This window comes from Mesorhizobium vachelliae (assembly GCF_033977325.1).
GTDB lineage: Bacteria > Pseudomonadota > Alphaproteobacteria > Rhizobiales > Rhizobiaceae > Mesorhizobium > Mesorhizobium vachelliae.
Genome location: NZ_JAVIIR010000018.1, coordinates 1 through 24,543, shown reverse-complemented (window position 1 = coordinate 24,543; position 24,543 = coordinate 1). Strand labels below are relative to the sequence as shown.

The 24,543-nt window shown below is 64.5% G+C and carries 21 protein-coding genes, 1 pseudogene and 1 riboswitch; of the genes and pseudogenes, 11 read left to right on the top strand and 11 right to left on the bottom strand.

Annotation, left to right across the window (positions count from 1 at the left end; genetic code table 11):
• Positions 1–68: 68 nt before the first annotated feature.
• Both RFM41_RS28825 and parE read right to left on the bottom strand, forming a co-directional pair.
• Positions 69–2,165 (bottom strand): FUSC family protein, encoded by a 2,097-nt coding sequence (locus RFM41_RS28825; protein WP_320248729.1) that lies wholly within the window; start codon positions 2,163–2,165, stop codon positions 69–71.
• A 43-nt stretch (positions 2,166–2,208) separates the two neighbouring features.
• On the bottom strand, positions 2,209–4,263 hold the full coding sequence (gene parE, locus RFM41_RS28820) for a DNA topoisomerase IV subunit B (RefSeq protein ID WP_320248731.1): 2,055 nt from the start codon (positions 4,261–4,263) through the stop codon (positions 2,209–2,211).
• A 254-nt stretch (positions 4,264–4,517) separates the two neighbouring features.
• On the opposite strand from parE, the gene cpaB reads away from it, so the two are divergent.
• The 9 genes from cpaB (at position 4,518) to RFM41_RS28775 (ending at position 13,839) form a co-directional block, all read left to right on the top strand.
• Positions 4,518–5,435 carry a Flp pilus assembly protein CpaB gene (gene cpaB / locus RFM41_RS28815; protein WP_320248733.1) on the top strand — a complete coding sequence of 306 codons (918 nt, stop codon included), beginning with the start codon at positions 4,518–4,520 and terminating at the stop codon, positions 5,433–5,435.
• 31 nt (positions 5,436–5,466) lie between these two features.
• Positions 5,467–6,906 (top strand): type II and III secretion system protein family protein, encoded by a 1,440-nt coding sequence (locus tag RFM41_RS28810; RefSeq protein WP_430691529.1) that lies wholly within the window; start codon positions 5,467–5,469, stop codon positions 6,904–6,906.
• 4 nt (positions 6,907–6,910) lie between these two features.
• Complete coding sequence (locus RFM41_RS28805) at positions 6,911–7,186, top strand: hypothetical protein (protein ID WP_320248735.1); 276 nt, start codon at positions 6,911–6,913, stop codon at positions 7,184–7,186.
• A 13-nt stretch (positions 7,187–7,199) separates the two neighbouring features.
• Complete coding sequence (locus RFM41_RS28800) at positions 7,200–8,414, top strand: CpaE/TadZ family protein (protein WP_320248737.1); 1,215 nt, start codon at positions 7,200–7,202, stop codon at positions 8,412–8,414.
• On the top strand, positions 8,411–9,832 hold the full coding sequence (locus RFM41_RS28795; RefSeq protein WP_320248739.1) for a TadA family conjugal transfer-associated ATPase: 1,422 nt from the start codon (positions 8,411–8,413) through the stop codon (positions 9,830–9,832). The genes RFM41_RS28800 and RFM41_RS28795 overlap by 4 nt, the downstream gene beginning before the upstream one ends.
• Positions 9,833–9,836: 4 nt before the next feature.
• The gene (locus RFM41_RS28790; protein ID WP_320248740.1) at positions 9,837–10,802 is read left to right on the top strand and encodes a type II secretion system F family protein; all 966 of its coding nucleotides are present in this window, start codon (positions 9,837–9,839) and stop codon (positions 10,800–10,802) included.
• A gap of 1 nt (position 10,803) precedes the next feature.
• On the top strand, positions 10,804–11,769 hold the full coding sequence (locus tag RFM41_RS28785) for a type II secretion system F family protein (protein WP_320248741.1): 966 nt from the start codon (positions 10,804–10,806) through the stop codon (positions 11,767–11,769).
• A 254-nt stretch (positions 11,770–12,023) separates the two neighbouring features.
• Entirely contained in the window at positions 12,024–12,497 is a 474-nt protein-coding gene (locus RFM41_RS28780; RefSeq protein ID WP_320248742.1) for a tetratricopeptide repeat protein, read from the top strand.
• 169 nt (positions 12,498–12,666) lie between these two features.
• Positions 12,667–13,839 (top strand): GGDEF domain-containing protein, encoded by a 1,173-nt coding sequence (locus RFM41_RS28775; RefSeq protein WP_320248743.1) that lies wholly within the window; start codon positions 12,667–12,669, stop codon positions 13,837–13,839.
• A 71-nt stretch (positions 13,840–13,910) separates the two neighbouring features.
• On the opposite strand, the gene gcvP is transcribed toward RFM41_RS28775, so the two are convergent.
• The 3 genes from gcvP to gcvT are packed head-to-tail and all read right to left on the bottom strand — an operon-like array spanning position 13,911 to position 18,212.
• Complete coding sequence (gene gcvP / locus RFM41_RS28770) at positions 13,911–16,718, bottom strand: aminomethyl-transferring glycine dehydrogenase (RefSeq protein ID WP_320248745.1); 2,808 nt, start codon at positions 16,716–16,718, stop codon at positions 13,911–13,913.
• Positions 16,719–16,735: 17 nt separating this feature from the next.
• Positions 16,736–17,104, bottom strand: coding sequence for a glycine cleavage system protein GcvH (gcvH, locus tag RFM41_RS28765; protein ID WP_320248747.1), 369 nt, complete (start codon positions 17,102–17,104; stop codon positions 16,736–16,738).
• Between the two features lie 7 nt (positions 17,105–17,111).
• Positions 17,112–18,212, bottom strand: coding sequence for a glycine cleavage system aminomethyltransferase GcvT (gene gcvT / locus RFM41_RS28760; RefSeq protein WP_320248749.1), 1,101 nt, complete (start codon positions 18,210–18,212; stop codon positions 17,112–17,114).
• Positions 18,213–18,361: 149 nt separating this feature from the next.
• Positions 18,362–18,448, bottom strand: a riboswitch (glycine riboswitch).
• Positions 18,449–18,688: 240 nt separating this feature from the next.
• On the opposite strand from gcvT, the gene RFM41_RS28755 reads away from it, so the two are divergent.
• Positions 18,689–19,693, top strand: a complete 1,005-nt coding sequence (locus RFM41_RS28755; protein WP_320248751.1) for a hypothetical protein — start codon at positions 18,689–18,691, stop codon at positions 19,691–19,693.
• 4 nt (positions 19,694–19,697) lie between these two features.
• Here the strand turns inward: RFM41_RS28755 and RFM41_RS28750 are convergent, their stop codons facing one another.
• Complete coding sequence (locus tag RFM41_RS28750; RefSeq protein WP_320248753.1) at positions 19,698–20,561, bottom strand: transporter substrate-binding domain-containing protein; 864 nt, start codon at positions 20,559–20,561, stop codon at positions 19,698–19,700.
• An 87-nt stretch (positions 20,562–20,648) separates the two neighbouring features.
• Here RFM41_RS28750 and RFM41_RS28745 point away from each other — a divergent pair, with 87 nt between their 5' ends.
• Positions 20,649–21,251, top strand: coding sequence for a DUF3011 domain-containing protein (locus tag RFM41_RS28745; protein ID WP_320248755.1), 603 nt, complete (start codon positions 20,649–20,651; stop codon positions 21,249–21,251).
• 75 nt (positions 21,252–21,326) lie between these two features.
• Here the strand turns inward: RFM41_RS28745 and RFM41_RS28740 are convergent, their stop codons facing one another.
• The 5 genes and pseudogenes from RFM41_RS28740 to RFM41_RS28720 all read right to left on the bottom strand — a co-directional run.
• Entirely contained in the window at positions 21,327–22,118 is a 792-nt protein-coding gene (locus RFM41_RS28740) for a molybdopterin-binding protein (protein ID WP_320248757.1), read from the bottom strand.
• 1 nt (position 22,119) lies between these two features.
• Positions 22,120–22,992: a cytochrome b/b6 domain-containing protein gene (locus RFM41_RS28735; RefSeq protein WP_320248758.1), complete on the bottom strand. Its 873-nt coding sequence runs from the start codon at positions 22,990–22,992 to the stop codon at positions 22,120–22,122.
• Between the two features lie 98 nt (positions 22,993–23,090).
• Complete coding sequence (locus RFM41_RS28730; RefSeq protein WP_320248760.1) at positions 23,091–23,765, bottom strand: DUF1345 domain-containing protein; 675 nt, start codon at positions 23,763–23,765, stop codon at positions 23,091–23,093.
• A 25-nt stretch (positions 23,766–23,790) separates the two neighbouring features.
• Positions 23,791–24,258, bottom strand: a complete 468-nt coding sequence (locus RFM41_RS28725) for a YaiI/YqxD family protein (RefSeq protein WP_320248761.1) — start codon at positions 24,256–24,258, stop codon at positions 23,791–23,793.
• Between the two features lie 62 nt (positions 24,259–24,320).
• Positions 24,321–24,543 (bottom strand): annotated as a pseudogene (locus RFM41_RS28720) (S-(hydroxymethyl)glutathione synthase); the annotation flags it as partial.

Sequence of the window (24,543 nt, the reverse complement as noted above, 5' to 3'; positions counted from 1 at the left end):
GTCGACCGGTCTAACAAGGAACCATTCCCGAGCTGCTCCGGCTTGAAACGCGGCACGCCCCGAATTGTTCAAGCGCGCGCCTTCGCGAAGAAATCCGGATAATCTTCCATCGCCGCGGCAATGATGCGCAGCGAGGCGGCGATCTGCAGCATTTCGAGCCGATCGCTGCGTTGGGCGATGCTGGCCGCATATTGCCTCGCCACCGCGACGGTCGCGGTCTGCGGCTCGCCCGGCCGCCGAAACAGCAATTCGCGCGCCAGGCCGCGCAGGAAATTGCCGATGGACTCGACCGTTTCGTGCGGGATAGCGGAGTTCAGCTGCGCCTGGCGCAGCCGCAGCACCTCCAACCCGACGGTGACCGCGGCGATGCTGCCGCCAAGCATGGGGTCGCCCCTGCGGCCCGTCTGCTGCACCTGCGGCATCAACTGGTTGATCCGGTCATAGGCGAGGCTCTCGAAGGCCGAGCGCCGGGGAATGCGCTCATGCAGGCAAAGCCGCGCCAGGTCCTCGCGCATCGCCTGCGAGATTCGCTCCACGGTGACCCAGGGATCGGCCGGCAGCACGACGAGGAAGACGCCGATGGCGATCAGGATGCCGACCAGGATCGAGGCCGAGCCGGCTAAGAACGGCCCGGGATCGTAGATCATCCGCTGATGCGGGCTGAGGAACGCGAGGAAGTTGATGGCGAAGGCGGTGGCGACGCCGACATGGCGCGGATTGGCCATGCCGAGCGCCGCGGGCACCAGGATCGGCACGACGAAGAGCGTGAACCAGCCGAAGCCCGGCAGAGCCGGCAGCGCGACCTGGCCGACCAGAAAGGCGAAAGGCAGCGCGATCAGCGTTCCGGTGAAGAAGCCCCAGGCGGACTGCACGGGATCGGGGCGCGATGCGAACAGGCTGGAGACGACGGCGACGAGGATGACGGTGCCGGCCGCTTCCGACCATTTGGTCGTCAGCCAGAAGATCGCCACGAGAAACGTCGCCAGCGCGGCACGCACGGCGTTGCGCCATGCGGCCTGGTAGTCGCGGTGAACGACCAGCGCCGGCTGGCTTCGCTCGCTCGATTTGCGGGAGACGGGCAAGCGGAGCGCCTCCAGTCCGCGCATCACCTGCTTGAGCGCCTCGGCGAAATCGCCGGCGATGGTCAGGCGGGTGATGGTGCCGACCTTGTCTTCGCCGTTATTGTTGGGGCCGCTACCATCGGGGGCCCTATCTTTGGGCAGGTCGGGCATCTCCCTGGCCTTGGCTGCGATCGCGTCGAGCCGGGCCACCCAGGGAGCGGTGTCATCGAGCGCGCCGGGCGTCGCTGCCAGTTCGCCGACGAAGTTTTTCAGGTCCCGGCGCATGGGAATGAGCGCCGCGTTCTTCGGCCTGCGGTGGCTGTGCAGCGCGCGCGCCGCCGAAAGGGCCCATAGAAGCTGGCCAATCGTGCGCCGCACCGGGTGGGCGCGGGTCGCGAAGCTCGGCGCTTCCAGCCGGGCATAGGTGCGCATCTCGGCGAGTGTCTGGGCATCGGTGATCAGCTTGCGCTGGAGCGCGGCGAGGCTTGCCGGGTCGCCGCCGGAAAAGGCGCCGGACGCATATTCGGCGAGATCGAGGATGCTGCGCTTCAGCCTGGAGATGATGGCGTCGGCCGCGAGCCTCGGCAGGATCAGCCGGCTGGTGACCCCGGCGCAGACGATGCCAAACACGATCTCGGCGCACCGCGCGATCGCCAGCTCGACAACGACATGCGGCTGTCCAAGCGCCGGCAGGCTGATGATCATCGCCGTATAGCCGGCGAGGGCGGCGCCATAGGCTTCCGGGTTGCGCAGCAGCGAGGAGACGAGCGTGCAGACGCCGATCCACAGCGCCAGCACGGTGACCAGCAGCCAGGGATTGGTGCCGAACAGCGATGTGATGCCGACGGCCGCCAGACCACCGGCCAGCGTGCCGAGCAGCCGGTAGAAGCCCTTCGCCAGCACCATGCCGGCCACCGGCTGCGCGACGATGAACACCGTCATCATCGCCCATTGCGGATGGTCGAGCTTCAGCGCGTAGGCGGCAAGCAGCGCAATCAGCCCCGCCGAAACCGTGCGCAAGGCGAAAATCCAATCCGAACGGGTCGGCTGTGTCAGGCCGCTTAACGGTGTCTCGGCAAGCTCTTTCAGCCGCGTCCAGGTCACATGCCCGTCTCCATATCGGAGCCTGTTATGGACCGGACGTCGTTCAGATATCCAGCACGTCCGTCTCGGCGAATTCGGCGCGCTCCTGGATGAAGCGGAAGCGCGCCTCGGGCTTGGTGCCCATCAGCGCGTCGACGGCATCCTTTGTGGCCTGCTCGGCATCGATCACGTCGACCCTCAGAAGAGTGCGCTTCTTAGGATCCATCGTGGTCTCCTTGAGCTGCGAGGCCATCATCTCGCCCAGGCCCTTGAAGCGGCCGATCTCGACCTTGCCGCGCCCGGTGAACTCGGTGCGCAGCAACTCGTCCTTGTGCGCGTCGTCGCGGGCATAGCCGACCTTGCCGCCCTGCCTAATCGAATAGAGCGGCGGCACGGCCATGTAGAGATGGCCGCCGCGGATCAGGTTCGGCATCTCCTGGTAGAAGAAGGTGATCAACAGCGAAGCGATGTGCGCGCCGTCGACGTCTGCGTCGGTCATGATGATCACGCGGTCGTAGCGCAGGTCCTCGTCGCGGTATTTCGAGCGCGTGCCGCAGCCGAGCGCCTGGATCAGGTCGGAGATCTGCTGGTTGGCGGCAAGCTTGTCGTTGCCGGCGCTGGCGACGTTGAGGATCTTGCCGCGCAGCGGCAGCACAGCCTGGCTGGCGCGGTCGCGTGCCTGCTTGGCCGAGCCGCCGGCCGAGTCGCCCTCGACGATGAAGATCTCGGCGCCGGCGGCGGCGTTTTGCGTGCAATCGGCGAGCTTGCCCGGAAGGCGCAGCTTGCGCACCGCGCTCTTGCGCGAGACTTCCTTCTCCTGGCGACGGCGCACGCGCTCGTCGGCGCGCGCTATCACCCATTCGAGAAGCTTCGAGGCTTCCTGCGGATTGTCGGCCAGCCAATGGTCGAACGGGTCGCGGATGGCGTTTTCGACGATGCGCATCGCCTCGATGGTCGCCAGCCGGTCCTTGGTCTGGCCGACGAATTCCGGCTCGCGGATGAACACCGACAGCATGCCGGCGGCCGAGATCATCACGTCGTCGGTGGTGATGATCGAGGCGCGCTTGTTGCCGATGAGGTCGGCGTAGGCGCGCAGTCCGCGCGTCAGCACGTTGCGGAAGCCCGCCTCATGCGTGCCGCCCTCGGGGGTCGGAATGGTGTTGCAGTAGGAGTTGAGGAAACCGTCGCCGCCGAACCAGGTGACGGCCCATTCCAGCGAACCGTGGCCGCCCTGCTTGTCGCTCTTTCCGGCGAACACCTCGCGCGTGACCTGGAATTCGTCGCCGAGCGTCGCCTTGAGATAATCCTTGAGGCCGCCGGGGAAATGGAACTCTGCCTTGGCCGGGGTCTGGTCCTTGTCCTTGATCAGCGACGGATCGCAGGTCCAGCGGATCTCGACGCCGCCGAACAGATAAGCTTTCGAGCGCGTCATGCGGTAAAGCCGCGCCGGCTCAAAGGCGGCGCCCTTGCCGAAGATCTGCTCGTCGGGATGGAAGCGGGTCCGCGTGCCGCGACGGTTGTGGACCTCGCCGAGATGCTCCAACCCGCTGACCGGGACGCCGCGGGAGAAACGCTGGCGGTAGAGCTGACGACCCCGCGCGACCTCGACCTCGAGGTGGTCGGACAGCGCGTTGACGACGGAAACGCCGACGCCATGCAGGCCGCCGGAGGTCTCATAGACCTTGGAGTCGAACTTGCCGCCCGAATGCAGCGTCGTCATGATGACTTCGAGCGCCGGCTTCTTGAACTTCGGATGTGGATCGACCGGGATGCCGCGGCCATTGTCGGTAACGGTCAGGAAACCGTCGGCGGAAAGCTCGACGTCGATGAAGGTGGCGTGGCCGGCCACCGCTTCGTCCATCGAATTGTCGATGACCTCGGCGAACAGGTGGTGCATCGCCTTGTCGTCGGTGCCGCCGATATACATGCCGGGACGCCGGCGCACCGGCTCGAGCCCTTCCAGCACCTCGATGTCGGCGGCGCTGTAGCTTTCGCTGCCGTCGCGGACGGCGGTCGAGCGCTTCGCTGCCTGCACCAGCGGATCGGCGGGGCGCGACGGCGCGCGCACCGGCTGCGCCGGCTTTTCCATCTTGCCGAAGAGGTCGTTGTTGTCGTCCATGCGAGGCCTAGCGTCCGGTAATGCGAATCACTCGTGGATACTGCCACGCTTTTGGCGGGCGAACGAGTTCCTGTTCCGTTCAGGGATCAAACTGTCTCTTATTCCAAAACCATTCGATAACCAAGCCGGCCGAAATAGGGCGATCGGCGGGTCGCGGGATTCCTGATTCTTTAACATTAACGCCTAGCGTGAGGCCCAACCAACAAAAGACCACGGGCGTCAGGGGTTTCGTTGTGAGGGGCAGGGCCATAACCATGATCGGCATCGCCGCCGTTTTCGGCGCGATCTCGATCTTTGCGGCGGATTTCTGGGTCAAGAGCCAGGCAAAGGCTCAGCCCGAGGTCAAGGTCATCTCCGTCGCGGCGCCGCAGCCCAAGGTCGAGTTCAAGACCATCGTGGTGGCTCAGGCGCCGCTGCGCTACGGCATGGAGCTCGCGCGGCCGCAGCTCGCCGAGATCCCGTGGCCGCAGGATTCCCTGCCGCAGGGCGCTTTCCCGACGATCGACAAGCTGCTTGCGGACGGCAGCCGGGTCGTGCTGTCGCCGATCGAGGTCAACGAACCGGTGCTGCTCACCAAGCTGTCGGGACCGAACGGTCGCGCCACGCTTTCCAACATGCTGTCGCCGGGGATGCGGGCGGTCACCATCCGCACCGACGAGATCGCCGGCGTCGGCGGCTTCATCACGCCCGGAGACCGCGTCGACGTCGTTTTGACGCGTGACGCGGGAGACATCCAGGAAGTGTCCAAGAATGCTCAAGGGGCGGCCGGCTCGACCGTCACGTCCGAGGTCGTCGTCGCCGATGCCAAGGTGCTTTCGGTCGGGCAGGGCGCGGACGAGCGCAAGACCGAGCCGCAAGTCGCCAATTCGGTGACCATCGAGGTGACCAACGAAGGAGCGCAGAAAGTGGCGCTTGCGCGCACCGTCGGCACCTTGTCGCTGTCCTTGCGGTCCGCGGCCGACGCCAGCGCGAGCAAAAGCGGGCTGACCACCATCTCGTCCTTCGGCGGCTCGGTTGCCGCCAGCGCACAGGCAAGCGCGGCTTCGCTCGTCAATGCTGTGACGAAGGAATCCGACGAGCCGAAATTCAAGACGGTGATCGTGACGCGCGGCGAGAAGGTCGAGGAATACAAGGTTCCTTCACGGGAAACGCCGCAGGAACTGCAGCAATAGCCGGTGGGGACCGGCGGGGACGGGGCAACAGATGTTCGGGTTTGATGCATTTCGGACGACCGGGGGATGGCGTCTTCTCGGCGCGATCGCGCTGGCGGCGGCAATGCTTGGCGCCGCCGCGCCGGCGAGGGCGGGCAATGACGTCGTCTATGTCTCGGCGAACAAGAACGCCTCCATCAAGGTCGCCAAGGGCAAGCCGAAGACGATCATGACGAGCGCCGCCTTCTACCAGATCGTCATCGGCGATCCGGAGATCGCCAACGTCAATCCGCTGACCGACAAGTCCTTCTATGTGCTCGGCAACAATCTGGGCACCACCGGTATCGCCTTGTTCGACCAGAACAAGCAGCTCGTCGGCACCATCGACATCGAGGTGACGCTGGATACCGACCAGCTGGCCAGCACCATCCGCGCCAGCGTGCCCGACGCCAAGATCAAGGTCGGTTCGGCGAACGGCCGCGTCGTGCTGTCGGGCGAGGCCGACGATGCGGTCGCCGCCGACAAGGCCAGCAAGATCGCGTCGCGCTTTTCCGGCAATGAGGAAGTCATCAACTCGGTCAACATCTCGTCCTCGCAGCAGGTTCAGCTCAACGTCCGCTTCGTCGAGATCAACCGTCAGGCCGGCCAGGATCTCGGCGCCAAATACGCTGCTAATTTCGCTTATGGCATCGGCAACCGCAAAGTCGTGCTGAACCCGGACGGGGGGACCGTGTCGGGAGCCGGAACCGGTGAGATCATCGGCAGCCTGCTGTCGAACGGCGTTTCAATCGACATCGCCATCAAGGCGCTGGAGGAACGCGGCCTGGCGCGGCGGCTGGCGGAGCCGAACCTGATCGCGCGTTCAGGCCAGACGGCGAGCTTCCTTGCCGGCGGCGAGTTCCCGATCCCGGTTTCCGAGGACAATGGCAAGATCAGCGTCACCTACAAGAAATACGGCGTCGGCCTCGATTTCACGCCGACGGTGCTCAAAGACGGGCTGGTAAGCCTCGACATCGCGCCGGAAGTGTCCTCGATCGACCCGTCAGCTTCCATCCAGGTCAGCAACGGCATTTCCATTCCGGCCTTCATCGTGCGCCGCGCCAGGACATCGGTCGACCTCAAGAACGGCCAGAGCTTCATGATCGCCGGTCTCCTGCAGTCGCAGAACGACATCACGACGTCGCGGGTGCCGGGGATCGGTAAGCTGCCGGTGCTCGGTCCGCTGTTTTCCTCGAAATCCTATCAGCGGCGCGAGACCGATCTGGTCATCATCGTCACGCCTTACCTGGTCAAGCCGGTCGATCCCTCGAAGAAGATGGTCGAGCCGACCGACGGCACCCAGCCGGCAAGTCCGGCCGATTATTTCCTGAACAACACCGAGGAAGTGGATGCCTCGGCGCCGAAGCGCCCGGTGGCCCTGGCAGACGGCAGCGCCGCCCGTCCGGTGGCTGCCACGACGTCCGGCCACTTCCTCGATCTGCCGAAGGACTAAGGCCATGCGCAGCACCCTTTGGATTGCTCTATTCCTGGCCGGGTTCGTGAGCGGCTGCACCAGCGATGACTATGTGCGCACCGAAGGCGTGACGCCGGGAGTCGGCAACGCGCAGGCATCCAACACCGTCATGCAGATGGTCGATCCATGGAAGTACGGCGTACAGAACACCAGGCTTCTGGTGCCGGCCCAGCGTCCGGGTTCGGAGAGTGCTGCCGTCGGCGCAAAAGCCGGCTCCGCGCCGTCATCGACGACATCATCATCAACCACATCGAACTGATGGGCTGACGCCGATGGCATCTGGCAGCAAGACAAAGAAGATCCTGCTCGTTTCGACGGACGGGACGTTTTTGCAGGACACGCGGACCGCTTTCGCGACCTCCGAGGTCATCCAGCTTTTGACGCTGGAAAAGAGCGTCAACGAGTTGCGCGGCGAGATCCTCGAAGCGGACTTCGGCACGGTCATCGTCGACATGGATGCGGCCAAGCTCGAGGAGATCGAGTCGCTGCAGCGCGTCATGCGGCGGCTGGAGGGCCGCATTCCCGTGGTCGTCGTCACCCAGGAATTCAACGCGGCGGCGGTGCGCATCCTGGTGCAGCTCAAGGTCGCCGATTTCCTGGTCAAGCCGATCACCACGGCCGACCTCGTGCGTTCGGTCATCCGTGCGCTGCAAGGGCCGGGGCGGGAAGAGAACACCGAATCGCACGTCTATACCTTCATGCCGGCCGCCGGCGGCGTCGGCACCACCACGCTCGCCCTTCAGACGGCCTTCCAGCTGCATCATTCGGTGACGCGCGGCGCCTCGACATGCGTGGTCGACCTCAATTTCCAGCAAGGCGCCTGCGCCGAATATCTCGACCTCGAGCCGCGCTTCGACATCACGGAAATCGAGAACCAGCCGGAGCGCCTCGACCGGCAATTGCTTGACGTGATGCTGTCCAAGCATGCGAGCGGGCTGTGCGTGCTTGCCGCTCCCACGCGCCCGTCCGACATGCGCTCGTTCAAGACCGACGTCGTGGTGCGCATGCTCGATCTCGTGGCGGCCTATTTCGACAATGTCGTCATCGATATGCCGCGCACCTGGTTTCCCTGGACCGAGACGGTGCTGCTGGGCTCGAACAAGCTCTACATCGTCGCCGAGATGACGGTGCCATGCCTGCGCCATACGCAACGTCTCATCCAGGCCGTTTATGAGACCGCCGGCAAGGAAGTGAAGCCCAATGTCATCGTCAACCGCTTCGAGCAGAAGATGTTCGACAGCGGCATCAAGCAGGCCGATGTCGAGGAGATACTCGGCGAGCATTTCGTCGGCGGCATCTCCAACAATTACCGGCTGGTGCGCGAGGCGGTCGATCGCGGCGTGCCGCTGCACGCCATCGACCCCAACGCCAATGTCGTCAACGACCTGAAGAAGATCATCCTGCCGGAAGAGGCCGTCCAGACCGCGGTCAAGTCGAAGTCGCTGTTTGGCCTGGGCAAAGGCCTGCTGAAGAGGAAGGCAGGATGACCAGCCGCTTTTCCAACCTGCAGAGCCGCGACGTCCGTCCGCAGCGGGTGCCGGAACCCGCGCCTGTCACGCACAATGCGGTCGTCATCCCGACGACCCGCAAGCCGGCGCCGCCGCGGCCTGAAGCAGCGCCTCAAAAGAGCGCCAACAAGGTGCTGGACGCACGCGTGCGCATCCATCGCATGCTGCTCGAAGAGATCAACCTCGTGGCGCTGGAGCGGCTGCCCAAGGATGAGATGCGCCGGCAGGTGCATGAGTTCGTTTCGGAAAAGACGCGCGAGGAGCGGATGGCGATCAACATCGCCGAGCTCGACGCGCTGGTCGACGACATCGTCGACGAAATGGTCGGCCTCGGCCCGCTCGAGCCGCTGCTCAAGGATCCCGAGATCAACGATATCCTGATCAACGGCCACCAGAACTGCTTCGTCGAAAAGCGCGGCAAGCTTCAGCAGGTCCACATCCCGTTCAAGGATGAGGCTCATCTGCTTAGAATCATTAACAAAATCGTCGCGGCGGTCGGCCGGCGCGTCGATGAATCGCAGCCGATGGTCGACGCCCGCATGCTCGACGGCTCGCGCTTCAACGCGGCGATCCGCCCGGTCGGCGTCGACGGACCGCTGGTATCGATCCGCAAATTCTCGAAAAACAAGCTCGGCCTGCACAAGCTGGTCGAGTTCGGCGCCATCACCCAGAACATGGCCGAAGTGCTGGCGGCGGCCGTGCATGCCCGCAAGACCACGATCATCTCCGGCGGCACCGGCACCGGCAAGACGACAATGCTCAACGCGTTATCGGCCTTCATTCCGGAGGACGAGCGCCTGATCACCATCGAGGACGCGGCCGAGCTGCAATTGCAGCAGCCGCATGTCGCGCGCATGGAAACGCGCCCCGCCAATATCGAGGGTCACGGCGAACTGAAGCAGCGCGATCTCGTCAAGAACGCGCTGCGCATGCGCCCCGACCGCGTCATCCTCGGCGAGTGCCGCGGCGAGGAAGCATTCGACATGCTGCAGGCGATGAATACCGGCCATGAAGGCTCGATGGCCACCATCCATGCCAACACGCCGCGTGACGCCATCTCGCGCCTGGAGCAGATGCTCGGCATGACCGGCATGCCGATGACCGTGCAGTCGATCCGCAGCCAGATCTCCAGCGCCATCGATATCATCGTCCAGCTGACGCGCCTTTCCGACGGCAAGCGCAAGGTGACCAGCGTCGCCGAGGTGACGGGCATGGAAGGCGACGTCATCCAGATGCAGGAGATCTTCCGCTTCGTGCGCACCGGCATGGAGGCGGACGGAAGGATCCTCGGCCACTTCGAAGCGACCGGCATCCGCCCGCGCTTCCTCGAGGACCTGCGCAACATGGGCATCGAGTTCCCGGGCAAGTATTTCGAACCCGGCCGGCCGCAGGACTAGGCCGGTGTTCGAGGGATTCAGCCCGGTCTACGTCGTTTACGCCGCGGCGGCGCTCACCGGCATCATGATCGCCGAGGGGCTTTACCTGCTCTATGCCGGGCGCAGCGACAAGCGCACGGCCATCAACCGGCGCATGAAGCTCGCAGAGAACAAGATCAGCCAGGAGCAGGTGCTGATCCAACTGCGCAAGGAGCGCGGTATCGACGGCGGCGGCTCCATCTTTTCCCTCGACCGCTTTCGCGCCCTGCGCACGCAGTCCGGGATGACCACGCCGCTGCCGAAGTTCCTGATGATCACCTGGGGCGTGGCCGCGGCGCTGGCGCTTTTAGCCATCTGGAAGGGCCTGCCGCTCCTGCTCGGCCTGATCCTGCTTGTCGTTCTCTTACCGGTGCTGCCGGTGATGGCCATGCGCTTCATGCGCAAGCGCCGGCACAAGCGGTTCGGGATGCAACTGCCCGAGGCGCTGGAGCTTATTACGCGCGGCCTGAAGGCCGGCCATCCGGTGCCTGTGGCGATTGCGATGGTGGCGCGCGAAATGGCCGATCCGATCGGCACCGAGTTCGGCGTTGTCGCCGACGAGGTGACCTATGGCTCCGATTTGGTCTCGGCGCTAAACAATCTCTTCGACCGGGTGGGGCACGAAGACCTGCCGCTGTTCGTCACGGCGGTGTCGATCCAGAGCAGTTCCGGCGGCAATCTGCGCGAGATCCTCGACGGCCTGTCGGCGACGATCCGCGACCGCGGCAAGCTGCGCCGCAAGGTGCGCGCCATTTCGACGGAAGGGCGCATGTCGGCCTACATCCTGACCGCGGTGCCGGTGCTTCTGTTCACCGCCATCATGGTGCTGATGCCGCAGTTCTACCAGGATGTCTGGGACGTGCCGAAGACCTGGTACATGCTAGGCGGCTCCATCATCTGGCTGCTACTCGGCAACGCCATCATGTTCAAGATGTCGAATTTCAGGTTCTGAGATGGAAGACGTCATCCGCTTCCTCGCCTCGCTCGCGCCGACGTCGCTGGTGCCGGTCGCCGTGCTGCTCCTTGTACTGGGCGGAGGCGCCGTCGCCTGGCCGCTGGTGCTCGCCAAGGGCGATCGCGGCGAGGTCAAGCGCCGGCTGAAGGTCGAGACATTGCAGCCGGCCGAGCAGGCGGAGCCCACGCCCAAGAAGAACGCCAATGCCGTGCGCGAGAAGGCAGTGAAGCGGGCGCAGGAATTCTACGCCAAGAGCGACCCGGAAAATGTCGCGCGGCTGCGCCTGAAGCTGATCCAGGCCGGCTATATGGAGCCGCGCGCCGTTGGCATGTTCTTCCTCGTCCGTTTCGCCACCCTGGTCGGCGCGGCGCTCGGCGCATTCCTGATCAATCACTGGGCGGCCAGCGCCGAGTCGACCATGACCAGCCGCTGGACCTTCATCATCCTCTCTGGTGCTGGCGGCTATTTCCTGCCAGGCCTTGTGCTGACGCAGAAGGTTCGGGAAAAGATGCGCGAATACCGCAACGGCTTTCCCGATTTCATGGATCTGATGATCGTCTGCTCTGATGCCGGCATGAGCATGGAGGCCGGCATCGAGCGCGTCTCCAAGGAGCTTGCCAGGACCTATCCGTCGCTCAGCCAGAACCTCATTCTGGTGTCGCTGGAGTTGCGGGCCGGGCGCAGCCTAGACGACGCGCTGAAGGCGCTTGCCGACCGCCTCAGCCTCGACGAGGTTCGCTCTTTCGCCACGCTCCTGCAGCAATCCAAGGAGCTCGGCACCAGCCTGTCGGGCTCGCTGCGCGTCTTCTCCGACGAAATGCGGCACAAGCGCATGTCGATGGCCGAGGAGAAGGCGCATGCCCTGCCGGCCAAGATGTCGGTGCCGGTGACGGTCTGCATCCTGCCGGTGGTGCTGATGATCGCCATTATACCGATCATCGTGAAGCTGACCGCCCACCACTGAAGATTCAGGTGAGGCCAGCCTGCGAAGGCCGGTGCTCGCGTACTTCAAGTACGCTCCGCGCCGGTTCTCGAAAGCCACTATTCTCGACTCGACCTGACCCGAATCTCAGCACACCTCAACGACATCCGGGCTGGTTAACGCATCCTTGGCGGGCAACCAAAATTTAGCTGCATTTCGGCACCGAAGCTTAATCGCTCTCCGGTATCGTCTTTTCCTGAAGAACGACCCGGCAAATCGGGCGATGGGGCAGGGGCATGCGTCAGAGACTTCCCAGGGCAGCGGTGGCGTTGGCTGCCGTCTTGATGATCACCGGCTGCACGACGAATAACAACGTCGACACGACCAAGACCACGGCGATCCAGCCGGTGGCCAAGGATGTCAGCGCCAACGACCTCGTCGAAGGCAAGGCGCAGTTCCGCGAGGCGAATTTCGGCCTTGCCGAACAGCATTTCCGCAAGGCGGTCGAGCTCAAATCCGACAATGCCGAGGCCTGGATGGGGCTTGCCGCATCCTATGACGAGCTTGGCCGCTTCGACTTCGCCGATCGCGCCTATGCGCAGCTGTTGAAGGTCGCCGGGCGCAAGCCGCAGATCGTCAACAATATGGGTTATTCGCAGCTCCTGCGCGGCAACAAGAAAAAGGCGCGCGCGCTGCTGCTCGAAGCCAAGGCCGGCATGGCCGACCAGACGGTCGTCAACGCCAATCTGGCGCTGCTCGACAAGGGCTGATCCGTCTGCGGGTTCGCGTGTCCCGTGTATTGTCACGGGATTTCGCCTGGTATGTCGACGCTTTGTAAACCTTGTGTCGAGGTAGCATTGGGCACCGTCCGAAAACGGTTTGCGCCAGCCGCCGCCAGTTTACATTGAGGGACGGGCACCTAGAGGCAGTTCTTCACGGATGTTGGATTTCAGTTCGCTCCTGCTCGCGGCGGCGCTGTCGGGCACATGCCTCAGCATCACCATGTTCGCGATCTGGCTCACAACGCCGAGGGCGCGCTTCGTGCTCACGGTCGCCTGCGGCATCTTCGTGCTCGTCGCCCATGTCGTCGCGTTCTGGCGCTACACCAAGGATCCCGAACCCTGGTTATGCCAGGTCGTGCTGGCGCTGCTGACCCTGGGTTTCCTGGTGATCTGCCTGTCAGCCATGCAGTATCTCGGCTTCCGCGACTACCGCCGCGCCGTCGTGCCGACCCTGGCCGCGATGGCCGCCTGCGCAATCGTCACCTTTCTCGGCTTCGACGGTATCGGCTTCCAGATCACCTATGCGGCCGTGACGGCGCTGCTCGCGGCGATCGGCACAATGTTCTGGATGAAGGGCGATCACGATCGCCGGATCCTGCTCGTGGTTTCGTTCCTCAGCGGCGCTTGCGGCTTGTCCTTCGCGCTGTGCGGCCTGACGTTGCTGGCGCAAGGGCAATGGGTCCTCGGCGCGGCGCCCGACAACTGGGCGGAGCGGTTGAACTCCGTCGTCGCGGTCGCCTGCATGACCGGTCTCGGCGCGCTGACGTTGTCGCTGCACCATCTGCAGGCGCAGATCGAGCTCAAGGCCGAGACGATGACCGATCCGCTGACCGGCCTGATGAACCGCCGAGCGCTCAACGAGCTTTACGGCGACCGCGACTTCGGTCCGTTCATGGCGATCGCCATGTTCGATCTCGACCATTTCAAGATGACCAACGATGTCTTCGGCCACCCCGTCGGCGACCAGGTCCTTTGCCGCTTCGCGGCGGTGATCAAGAAATATGGCAGGGCCGGGGTCGACGCCTTCCGCTTGGGTGGCGAGGAATTCGCGCTCGTCATGTCGCGCGTGACGCCGGAAAAGGCGCATGACATGGCAAGCCGGATCGGCGTCGCGTTCGGCACCGAGATCGTGCCTACCCATCGCGGCCCGCTGCGCAGCAGCGTCAGCGGCGGCATGGGATTCGGCTCGGCCGCGGGCCGTCCGCTCGACGAGGTGCTGGCGCAAGCGGACGCCGCGCTCTATGCGGCCAAGCGCGCCGGGCGCAACCGCGTCATCGCTCAGGACAGAGAGGGCCAGCCCAATGCCGGGCCGGCCCTGAAGACTGCCTGAGCACAGAGCAATTCCAGGAAAAGTGTGAGAACGGTTCACCGTTTCCGTGAAACGGCGAACCGCTCTATCGGCTACTCCGCCGCGCCGAGATATTCCGACAGCGGCGGGCAGGAGCAGACCAGGTTGCGGTCGCCGGCGACGTTGTCGATGCGCGAGACCGGCGGCCAGTATTTCGCCGAAAGGTCCGCATCGCCCGCCGGATAGGCCGCCTCCAGCCGCGAATAGGGGTGCTTCCACTCACCGGCAAGCGCTTCCGCCGCGGTGTGCGGGGCGTTGACCAGCGGGTTGTCGTTGGACGGCCACTCGCCCTTCGCCACTTTCGCCGCCTCGCCGGCGATGGCGATCATCGCCTCGCAGAAACGGTCGAGCTCGCGCTTGGGCTCGGACTCGGTCGGCTCGACCATCAGCGTGCCGGCGACCGGGAACGACATGGTCGGAGCGTGGAAGCCGTAGTCGATCAGGCGCTTGGCGATATCGTCGACGGTGATGCCGGCGCTCTCCTTGAGCACGCGTGTGTCGAGGATGCACTCATGCGCGATGCGGTCGCTCCGGCCCTTGTAGAGCAGCGGGTAGTGCGGCGCGAGCCGCGTCGCCACGTAGTTGGCCGAAACGATCGCCGTTTCCGTCGCCTGCTTCAGGCCGGAGCCGCCCATCATGCGGATATACATCCAGGTGATCGGCAGGATGGAAGCGCTGCCGAAAGGAGCCGCCGCCACGGCGTGGGCCGAGCCTTCGGTGACATGGCCCGGCAGATAGGGCTTCAGATGCGCCCTGACGCCGATCGGGCCGACGCCCGGGCCGCCGCCGCCATGGGGAATGCAGAAGGTCTTGTGCAGGTTCATGTGGCAGACGTCGGCACCGATGTCGCCTGGGCGCGCGAGGCCGACCAGAGCGTTCAGGTTGGCGCCGTCGAAATAGACCTGGCCGCCATGCTCGTGGATCAGGGCACACAGATGACGCGCGCCTTCCTCGTAGACGCCATGTGTCGAAGGATAGGTGAACATCAGCGCCGCGAGGTTCTTGGAATGCTCGTTGGCCTTGGCGCGCAGGTCGTCCATGTCGATATTGCCGTCGTCCAGGCAACGCACGACGACGACACTCATGCCAGCCATCGCGGCGCTCGCCGGATTGGTGCCGTGCGCGGAAGACGGGATCAGGCAGACCGTGCGGTGGCCTTCACCGCGCGCGCGGTGATAGGCGCGGATGGCGAGCAGGCCGGCATATTCGCCCTGGCTGCCGGCATTGGGCTGCAGGCTGACGGCGTCGAAACCGGTGATCTCCGACAGCCAGCTCTCCAGGTCGCTGGCCATCTTGCGATAGCCCGCCGAATGGCCGGCCGGCGCGAAGGGATGCAGGTTGGCGACGCTCGGCCAGCTCACCGGCATCATCTCGGCGGCGGCGTTAAGCTTCATCGTGCAGGACCCGAGCGGGATCATGGCGCGGTCGAGCGCCAGGTCCTTGTCGGCCAGCCGGCGCAGGAAGCGCATCATCTCGGTTTCGGAATGGTTATCGTGGAAGACCGGCTGGGTCAGGAACTCCTTGCCGCGCGGCTTGCCCGGCATCGAGCCGCCTTCCGTGCCGGGCTTGGCTCCGAAGAGACCGGCGATCGCCTCGAGATCGGCTTCCGTCGAGGTCTCGTCGAAGGCGATACTGACATGGTCGGCATCGATGACGCGCAACAGCCGGCCGGTCTTCTCGGCGGCGGCTTCTATTGCCGCGGCCTTGCCCTTCACTTCCGCGGTCACCGTATCGAAGCGGCTCGCGCCGAGCACCGACACGCCAGCGGCCTTGAGACCTGAGGCGAGGCGGTCGGCCAGGCTATGGATCTTCCCGGCGATCGCCTGCAGCCCGGCGGGACCGTGCCAGATCGCGTAGGCCGTCGCCATGTTGGCCAGCAGCGCCTGCGCAGTGCAGATGTTGGAGGTGGCCTTGTCGCGGCGGATGTGCTGCTCGCGGGTCTGCAGCGCCAGCCGGTAGCCAGGGCGCCCTTTGGTGTCGGTCGACTGGCCGACAAGGCGGCCGGGCATCAGCCGGGTCAATTTGTCGGAGACCGCGCAATAGGCGGCGTGCGGGCCGCCAAAGCCCATCGGCACGCCGAAGCGTTGCATCGAGCCGACGGCGATGTCGGCGCCGAGCTTTGCCGGCGCGTCCGTCAGCGTGAGCGCAAGCGGATCGGCGATGAAGACGACCAGCGCGCCGATGGCGCGAGCCTTCTCGATCGCCGCCTTGTGGTCGCCATAGATGCCGAACGTGTCCGGCCAGGAGACGAGCAGGGCGGCGGTGTTGTCGTCGATCGTCTCGCCGTCGACCTCGGTGCCGAGCGGCTCGGCGCGGGTGCGCACGACGTCCAGCGTCTGCGGATGCGGCGTGCCGGCAAGCGCCACCTTGGTGCGCTTGTCGCGGTGGTGGCGCAGCGCAATGCCGACGGCTTCGGCGACGGCGGTGGCTTCATCGAGCAGCGAGGCGGACGCCACAGGCAGGCCGGTAAGCTCGGTGACCAGGGTCTGGAAATTGAACAGCATTTCCAGCCGGCCCTGGCTGATCTCGGCCTGGTATGGCGTGTAGGCCGTGTACCAGGCCGGATTCTCGAACATGTTGCGCTGGATGACCGGCGGCACGTGGACGCCATGATAACCAGCGCCGATGAAGCTCTTCAGCACCGTGTTCTTCGCCATGATCGCAGACAGTTCGGCCAGCGCTTCCGCTTCGCTCGCCGGAGCGGGCAGGTTGAGCGGCTGGTCGAGGCGGATCGACCGCGGCACGGCCTGGCTGATCAGCGTTTCGACGGACGGAACGCCGAGCACGGCAAGCATGGCTCTGACATCGTTGATGCCCGGGCCGATATGGCGGGCCGAGAAGGGAGTAAGCGCTGCGGTCATGTCTTTATGTCCTGATATCAGCCGATATGGGCTTTGTAGGCGGCCTCATCCATGAGGCTGTCGAGCTGGCTTTCGTCGGCCAGCTTCATCTTCCAGAGCCAGCCGTCGCCGGTCGCGGCCGAATTGACCAGCGACGGGTCGGCCGACAACGAAGCGTTGGCCTCGGTGATCTCGCCGTCGACCGGCGCGTAGACGTCCGATGCCGCCTTGACGGATTCGACGACCACGGCCGTATCGCCCTTGGCGAGCTTGCGACCGATCTCCGGCAACTCGACGAAGACGAGGTCGCCAAGCTGTTCCTGCGCATAGTCGGTGATACCGACAATGGCGACGCCACCTTCGACGCGGAGCCATTCATGGTCTTCAGTGAAATAGGTCTTTGCCATCTGGAAATCATCCTTTGCGGTAGCGGTGTGGGGTGAAGGGCAGGGACGTGACGTCGACCGGGATCTTCGTCCCGCGGACATCGGCGAAGAGTTTCGTGCCGGCCTTGGCCAGCGCAGTGTCAACGTAGCCCATGGCGACCGGGTGGCCGGTCGAAGGGCCGAAGCCGCCGGACGTGACATGGCCGGCCGGATTGCCGTCAGCGTCGACCAGCGCCGCGCCGGCGCGAACCGGCTGGCGCCCGTCGGGCTTCAGGCCGACGCGCTTCTGCGACGGCCCGCGTTCGAGGATAGAACGCAGCGCGTCGGCGCCGATGAAACCGCCGGCGGCGCGGACCTCCTTGGGAATCGCCCACATCAATCCGGCGCTTGCCGGGTCGATTTCCGGCGTCAGGTCATGGCCATGCAGGCAAAGCCCGGCCTCGAGGCGCAGGCTGTCGCGGGCGGCAAGGCCGATCCACTGCACGCGGTCGTCCTCCAGCAGCTTCGCGACCAGATCACGCGCGTCCTTCTCCGGCAGGCCGATCTCGAAACCGTCCTCGCCGGTGTAGCCGGAGCGGCTCATGAACCAGTTCTGACGCGGCTCGATGCCGTGCATGAAGAGCAGCGAGCCGGTTTCGATGCCGGCCCGCGCCAAAGCTGCCCAGGCATCCGGGCCCTGGATCGCCAGGAAGACGCGGTCGAGCGGCTCGACCTTGGCGTCGAAATCGGCGGCCAGCGCGCGCAGATGCTTCTCGTCCTCCACCGCGTTGCCGGCATTGGCCACCACCATGAACCGGTCATCGCCAAGTCGCGTGACGATCAGGTCGTCGATGATGCCTGCCGCCTCGTTGAGGAAGAAGGTGTATTTGGACTGCGAGATGTCCAACGCGCCGACATCGAGCGGGCAGGCGCGGTTCAACAACGCGGAGGCCCCCGGACCGGAGACCTCGAACAGCTTCATATGCGAGATGTCGAACAGGCCGGCATGCTCGCGTGTGTGAAGATGCTCCTTCATCACGCCGGGCGGGTATGTCAGCGGCATTGACCAGCCGGCGAAGGCGCCGAAACGCGCGCCCGCGGCCTGATGCAAATCCTCAAGGGGCAGATGTCTGGTGTCGTCGCCTGTCATGTCTTCTCCAGAGTCGCACGCAATCGACCGCCGCAGGCGGCCTAGTTCGTGCCCCTCTGTCTGAAGCCTGAGAGACTTGCGCTCCGTAACTCTGTCGGCAGCGCTTACACCTTCGGCGCGGGACGAATCCCGACTTTCCAGAGTTGTCTTTCCCGTCCACGGTTCTTTTGCCTGAGAGATTTCGGGCGATTTCCCCTTCGGCGACAGCGTGCGCTGCTCTCTCCCGCAAACAGGTGGGACTCAGTCGCCTGAGCCCCCGACGCGCCATCCATAGCCCGTCGGCGACACCTTGTCACCTCCCAGCGACATCAAAGCTGCGTCGATATTCAGGTGAGGCCGGTCTGACCTGAATATCAACGCACCTAAAGCGCAGCACCCACAAGTCTTCGCTAACCACGCCATTTGCCGGTTTCTCAAGACAATGTTGATAAAGCTGACGGGATAACGCCGGCAAAGGCGACGGGCAGGGACGGCAAATGGGCGAATTGATCATGAGCGCTCCGGTGGCGGGGCTGACCTCGAAGAACAAGATCACGGCCGAGGACGTGACGATGCTGCGGCGCGAGGTGTTCGCCGATGGCGTCGTGACGCGGGGCGAGGCGGAGGCGCTGTTCGCGCTCGACCAGACGGCGCGCGACAAATGCGGCGAATGGGCGCCGTTCTTTGTCGAGGCGCTGACCGACTACATAGTCCACCAGGAAAAGCCGGAAGGCTATATCTCCGAGCAGAATGCCGACTGGCTGGTCCGCACGATCTCGCGCGACGGCGTGGTCGACAGCCGCACCGAACTGGAACTGCTCGTGCATGTGCTGGAGGAAGCAAAATCCTCGCCCGGCCAGCTCTCGGCCTATGCGCTGGAACAGGTCGCGCATGCAGTGATCGACGGCAAGGGGCCGCTGATGCATGGCGGTAGCCTGGTTCCCGGCCATATCGGCAAGGCCGAGGTCGATCTCCTGCGCCGCATCCTCTACGCCTATGGCGGCAACGGCAACATCGCCATCAGCAAGGCCGAGGCGGAGGTCCTGTTCAAGATCAACGACCGGACCGCGGCCGCCGACAACGATCCGTCCTGGAACGACCTCTTCGTCAAGGCGATCGCCAACTACGTCATGTGCTCGACCGGCTACGAGCCGCCGACGCGGGAAGTAGCGCTGCGCCATGAAAACTTCCTCGACGAGGCAAGCCCGACGCTTGGCGGTTTCTTCAGCCGGATGGTCTCGGGCGGGTTCGCTGCGATCCTCGAAGCCTATCATTCGCCTGGTGATATCGAGGCCGAATGGGAAGCCAGGAACCGGGCCGCCGAGGCGCTTGCCCGCCGCGCCGAGACGATCGACGCTAGCGAGGCCGAATGGCTGGCCGAGCGCGTGGGCGGCGGCCAGCGACCGCTGCGCGACAACGAGCGCGCGCTGCTGGCTCTGATCAGGCAAGCGTCGCCGGAAATCCATCCGGCGCTGAAGCCGTTGCTTGAGAAGGTGGCTTAGCCTTTTACTGCTTCGGCTTGGTCTCTTCCGGTTTGGCCTGGTCTGTCTTGGCCTGGTTCGGCTTGGCTGAGGTATCAAACCGCGACATCCATTTGAAGCCGCCGAACCAGTAGCGGCGGACACCGGCGATGGTGCCGTCGGCGGTGCGCGCGCCGATCCAGTTGTTGACATACTGGATCAGGCGGACATCGTCCGGCCGCAACGCGAAGGCCTCTGGCGCACGCAGCAGCGGGCCTCCGACCAGCCTGAATTTCGCATCGTAGAGCCTCGCCGCCATCTGCGGCGTCGGCGAGGTGGCGACCATCGCCTGGGCGTCGCCGCCGATGATCGCGGCAAAGACATCGGCGGTGTTGTCGAAGGACAGGATGTTCGCCTTCGGGAAGGCTTCCTTGGCAGCCGCCTCGTCCGTCGAATTGGACAGTACGGCGATCTTGTATCCCGGCGCCGTCAGCGCCTTTCGAGGCCGTTTGCCCAGGCTGGCGAGCGAGGCCACCATGCGGATGTCGGCAGTGCCGGTCGGATTGGAGAACACAACCTCGCGGGCGCGCTCCGGCGTGCTGGCGTAGCCTGCGGCGATCAGATCGAAATCGCCCTTGAGCAGACGTGCCTTCAGATCGTTCCACGGCACTTCGACCAGCTTCAGCTCGACGCCGAGATCGGACGCCAGGGCACTGGTCAGGTCGACATCGTAGCCGGCGAATTTGCCATCCGCGTTCTTGAGGATCCATGGCGGGTTGAGCGCCACGCCGACCGTCAGTGTCTTTTGGTCGATGACGCGCTTCAAGCTGTCGTCCGCGCGAGCCGGCAGTAACGCCAGCCAGGCAGATAGAACAAGTATGGTCGCCGTGACCATTTTGTTAGCGCTCATGAATATATCCTCGCTGCAGCCTGTCTGGTTGTAAGACTTACACAGAGGTGCCATTCTGTCGATAGCGAAGCCAATTGGAGATTTGCGATGTCGGCGCGGATGGCGGTTACCGGTTCGATGGTATTGCTGGCCAGCTTGCTGGGTAATCCGGCGCAACTGTCGCTGTTGCCCGATGCGGCGCAGGCCGCAGGCCCGATGCGCCTGGTCTGCTCGAGCTCCAACTATCGCTACTCCTATTGCGGGATCGACACGCGCGGCGGCGTGCAATTGACCAACCGGCTGTCGAAGTCGCGTTGCCAGTTCGGCACGAGCTGGGGCTATGACGGCGGCGGCATCTGGGTGGACAAGGGCTGTTCGGCGCAATTCCTGGTTGCCGGCTCCGGCCGCCGGCCGTCTCCCGGCGATGCGGCGGCTGCCATCATCGTCGGCGGCATTGTCGGCGCCATCCTCGACAACAACGACAGGCACGGCCACCATTCGGACAATTACTATCCGAGGCCGAAGCCGCGCCGTGACGATCAATGGATCGACCCGACGCCGCAATTCGACAGGGACGGCAATCCCAATTTCGATACCCATGGCAATTATCAGGGATGCCACGGCATGGGCTGCGCGGTGGACAATCCGGATGAGATGGGGGACGCGCCGCCTGAGCCGGGCCAAACCACTTTCGACAGCTCGGACGATTGATCGGGTCGCCGAGTCCAGCGTGCTGAACCGTCGGACCTACCGGCTGACGGCTATCGGGGAATCACCAGGCGACGGTCAAATCCCACCATACCAGTCGTAGCCATTGTCTTCCCAATAGCCGCCGCGGCCGCCGCCGACATTGGCGAAGCTGTCGACCAGCTCGATCTTGGAAAGGTATTTCGGCATCTTGTAGCCGAGCTGGCGCTCGACCCGGACACGCAGCGGCGCGCCGTTCTCCACCGGCAATGGCTTGCCGTTCAGGCCATAGGCCAGAATCGTCTGCGGATGGCGGGCGTCGATCAGATCGATGGTGCCGTAATATTTGATGTCGCCGGACAGGCTTTGCTCGATCGTGTCGAGGCAGTGGAACATGACGTAGCGGGCCTGCGGTTTGACCACCGCCTGGTCGAGCACCAGCGACAGCGGCGTGCCGGTCCATTTGGCGATGCAGCTCCAGCCTTCGACGCAGTCGTGGCGGGTGATCTGGGTGCGGCTCGGCATATTCTGGAGCTGCTCGCGGGTCAGCGACAGGGGTTTTTCGACGAGGCCGGTGACCTCGAGGCGCCAATCGGCGAAATTGTTGGCGAGCAGACCCTTGTAGGTGTCGTCATCGGGCGCCGTGCTGCCGTTCGGCCGCTGCGGCTGCCGAATATCGGCCTCGGTGAATTCCGGTGCCAGCGCGTCCCTGCCGGTAAGCAGGCGCTGCGCGTGCCAGGTCAGGTCGTTGGCGTTTTCAAGGAAGCTGCGCAGGCCGCCACCGATGCCCAGACCGCTGTCGAAGGCATCGCAGCCCGACAGCGCGATGCCGGACAGGCCGAGGCTGCTGGCGGTGAGGAACTTGCGGCGGCTGATCTGAAATTTTGCCATCTCAGGCGCTCCTCTCGGTTGGCTGGTCGTGCTTCGCGGGCGGGTCGGTGCGATACCAGCCGGTGATGATCGAGCGCAGCTCGTTGATCGGGCCGGCGGCGAGGATCATCAGGATGTGGACGATGAAGAAAAGGACGAGCAGCAGCATGACGGTGAAATGGATGGTGCGCGCCGTCTGCCGGCCGCCGAGGATTTCATTGAGCCAGGGCAGCACCGAATCCATGCTCGGCGACATTGCGAGGCCGGTGATGATCATCAGCGGCAGCAGCACGAACAGCACGCCGCCATAGGCCATTTTCTGCAGCGTGTTGTATTCTCTCGTGTGATGGAACTTCAGCTTCGCGTGATCGACGATGTCGCGGGGCAGCTTGCGCAGGTCCGACACGCGAGGGGCGAGATCGCGGCGGATATGGCCGTTGATCAGGCCGGCGACCAGCCAGACGAGCAGCGTCGTGGTCAGGATCCAAGCGAAGAAGAAATGGACGACGCGGGCCGTGCCGAGGTCGTAATAGGACGGGATCGTTGCCCAGGAAGGGAAGGCGCGGGGCGTCTCCTGTCCGGGTGGCCCCGACCAGCCGAGCACGCCCGTGGTGTCGAAGCGATGACCGAAGACTTCGGTGAATCCGCGCGGACCGTTGGCGGTATTTTCGGCGCCGATCTGGAGGATCGTGTTGTTGAACTCGAAGCCGGACTGCTTGCCGATATAGAGCTGCGGCCGCGCATTGAAGATCTGCAGGCCTGAAAGCAGCATGAAGAACAGCGCGAAAGCCCAGATCCAATGGGTCAACCGCGTCCAGCGTGATTGCCGATAGATGAGGGTCTTGTCCTTGCCGTCCGCCTCGGCGGCGGATTGGTTGTTGGCAACAGTGTCCATCTTGCCTCCGGCCGCCATCGGGAGGCGGCTTTTCAGGTCATTGTCTCCCCCTCAATACGTCGCCGCACAAGGTAATGTTTCATGCGATCACGGATTTATTACGGGCCACCGAGACTGACAGCGAGATTGACTGCGGCGGCGAGGATCACGGCGTTGAAAAAGAACGAAAGGATCGAATGGAGGAGCACGACGCGGCGCATATGCGTCGTGGTGATGCCGGTGTCGGCGGTTTGCGCGGTCATGCCGATGACGGTGGAAAAATAGAGGAAGTCCCAGCCTTCTGGCCGTTTCCCACCTGGAAACTCAAGGCCGCCGACGGGCATTTTCTTCTTGGTGGCAGCGTCTATCTCGTCGCCATCCATCCAGTAGACATGAGCGTAGTGCAGCGAAGCCATGGCGTGGATGGTGAACCAGCCGAGCGGGATCGACAGCATCGCGAAGACGATGGCTATCGGATGCGCGCCCTTCTGGTTGATGATCTGAAACAGCGAGCCGATGGCAATGCCGACGACGAAGAGCGTGACCGCGAAGATCATTCGCAACGGCAGGTCGGCGGAGCGCGCGTTCTTGCTGAGGTAGCGGCCGGTGAGTTTCGGCATCAGCCGCACGACCAGAACGACATAGGCGGCAAAGAAGGCGTTGGCGCCGATCTGGTAGGCCAGCGGCGCTCGCAAGATGAGCGCGATCGCCAGCGCGACGATGCCGATTATCGCGGATATTGCGAACTGCATGTGGCGATGCATCGGTGATTTGACGGATGCGTCGTCAGCCATGGCGGAGCCTCCGGAAAGCGCTCGATCAGTCCGGTGTGACGGATTTCAAGGCACGCCGCAAGATGCGGTCGAGCTCGCCGAGAAACTGCGATCTGTCCTTCTGCGTGAAGGAGGCGTTGAAGCCCCGGCTTTCGCCGGTCTCGCGCAGATGCTGTTTGAGGTCGCGCATCGCCACCGCCATGCCGATGGTTTCCGGCGTGAAGGGGCGGCCGGTGGGTCCCAGCACATGAGCACCGAGCGCCACCGTGCGCGCGGCAAGCGGAATGTCGGCCGTCACAACGATGTCATTGGCCCTGGCGTTCTCGACGATCCAGTCGTCCGCGGCGTCCGCGCCCTTGGAGACGACGACGTTGCGGATCATCGGATCGCGCGACGGCCGCAGGCCGCCGTTGGAGACGTAAGTGACGATGACGCCATGACGTTCGGCGACCTTCTCGACCTCGGCCTTGACCGGGCAGGCGTCGGCATCGACGTAGATGACAGGCGCGGGCATCGTCACTCCAAATGAATATGGGGCCGGCATAGCCAGCCCCATGGCAGAAATCGCGGGACCTGTCAGGCCGGAAGCGCGCCCGACTTCTTCGCCGTCCAGGTGGCGATATAGTCCATCAAGCCGGGGCTGAGGCAGTCATAGGGCTCAAGCCCGATCGACTTCAGCTGGCCGCGGATGCCGGCCATGCGGTTCGGATCGACGCCGGATTCGATGATCGAGGAGACGAAGGCGGCAAAGCCCGGCGGCGACCAGCCGTCCTCCTCGAAGCGCTCGGGATGGATGAAG

Excerpts from the sequence above, each read along its gene's own strand:
- gcvH (WP_320248747.1), bottom strand. The coding sequence starts at position 17,104 with ATGGCAAAGACCTATTTCACTGAAGACCATGAATGGCTCCGCGTCGAA.
- RFM41_RS28810 (WP_430691529.1), top strand. The coding sequence starts at position 5,467 with ATGTTCGGGTTTGATGCATTTCGGACGACCGGGGGATGGCGTCTTCTC.
- RFM41_RS28785 (WP_320248741.1), top strand. The coding sequence starts at position 10,804 with ATGGAAGACGTCATCCGCTTCCTCGCCTCGCTCGCGCCGACGTCGCTG.
- RFM41_RS28775 (WP_320248743.1), top strand. The coding sequence starts at position 12,667 with ATGTTGGATTTCAGTTCGCTCCTGCTCGCGGCGGCGCTGTCGGGCACA.
- RFM41_RS28750 (WP_320248753.1), bottom strand. The coding sequence starts at position 20,561 with ATGAGCGCTAACAAAATGGTCACGGCGACCATACTTGTTCTATCTGCC.
- RFM41_RS28795 (WP_320248739.1), top strand. The coding sequence starts at position 8,411 with ATGACCAGCCGCTTTTCCAACCTGCAGAGCCGCGACGTCCGTCCGCAG.
- RFM41_RS28805 (WP_320248735.1), top strand. The coding sequence starts at position 6,911 with ATGCGCAGCACCCTTTGGATTGCTCTATTCCTGGCCGGGTTCGTGAGC.
- RFM41_RS28740 (WP_320248757.1), bottom strand. The coding sequence starts at position 22,118 with ATGGCAAAATTTCAGATCAGCCGCCGCAAGTTCCTCACCGCCAGCAGC.
- RFM41_RS28800 (WP_320248737.1), top strand. The coding sequence starts at position 7,200 with ATGGCATCTGGCAGCAAGACAAAGAAGATCCTGCTCGTTTCGACGGAC.
- RFM41_RS28735 (WP_320248758.1), bottom strand. The coding sequence starts at position 22,992 with ATGGACACTGTTGCCAACAACCAATCCGCCGCCGAGGCGGACGGCAAG.
- cpaB (WP_320248733.1), top strand. The coding sequence starts at position 4,518 with ATGATCGGCATCGCCGCCGTTTTCGGCGCGATCTCGATCTTTGCGGCG.
- gcvT (WP_320248749.1), bottom strand. The coding sequence starts at position 18,212 with ATGACAGGCGACGACACCAGACATCTGCCCCTTGAGGATTTGCATCAG.
- RFM41_RS28755 (WP_320248751.1), top strand. The coding sequence starts at position 18,689 with ATGGGCGAATTGATCATGAGCGCTCCGGTGGCGGGGCTGACCTCGAAG.
- parE (WP_320248731.1), bottom strand. The coding sequence starts at position 4,263 with ATGGACGACAACAACGACCTCTTCGGCAAGATGGAAAAGCCGGCGCAG.
- RFM41_RS28730 (WP_320248760.1), bottom strand. The coding sequence starts at position 23,765 with ATGGCTGACGACGCATCCGTCAAATCACCGATGCATCGCCACATGCAG.
- RFM41_RS28725 (WP_320248761.1), bottom strand. The coding sequence starts at position 24,258 with ATGCCCGCGCCTGTCATCTACGTCGATGCCGACGCCTGCCCGGTCAAG.
- gcvP (WP_320248745.1), bottom strand. The coding sequence starts at position 16,718 with ATGACCGCAGCGCTTACTCCCTTCTCGGCCCGCCATATCGGCCCGGGC.
- RFM41_RS28745 (WP_320248755.1), top strand. The coding sequence starts at position 20,649 with ATGTCGGCGCGGATGGCGGTTACCGGTTCGATGGTATTGCTGGCCAGC.
- RFM41_RS28780 (WP_320248742.1), top strand. The coding sequence starts at position 12,024 with ATGCGTCAGAGACTTCCCAGGGCAGCGGTGGCGTTGGCTGCCGTCTTG.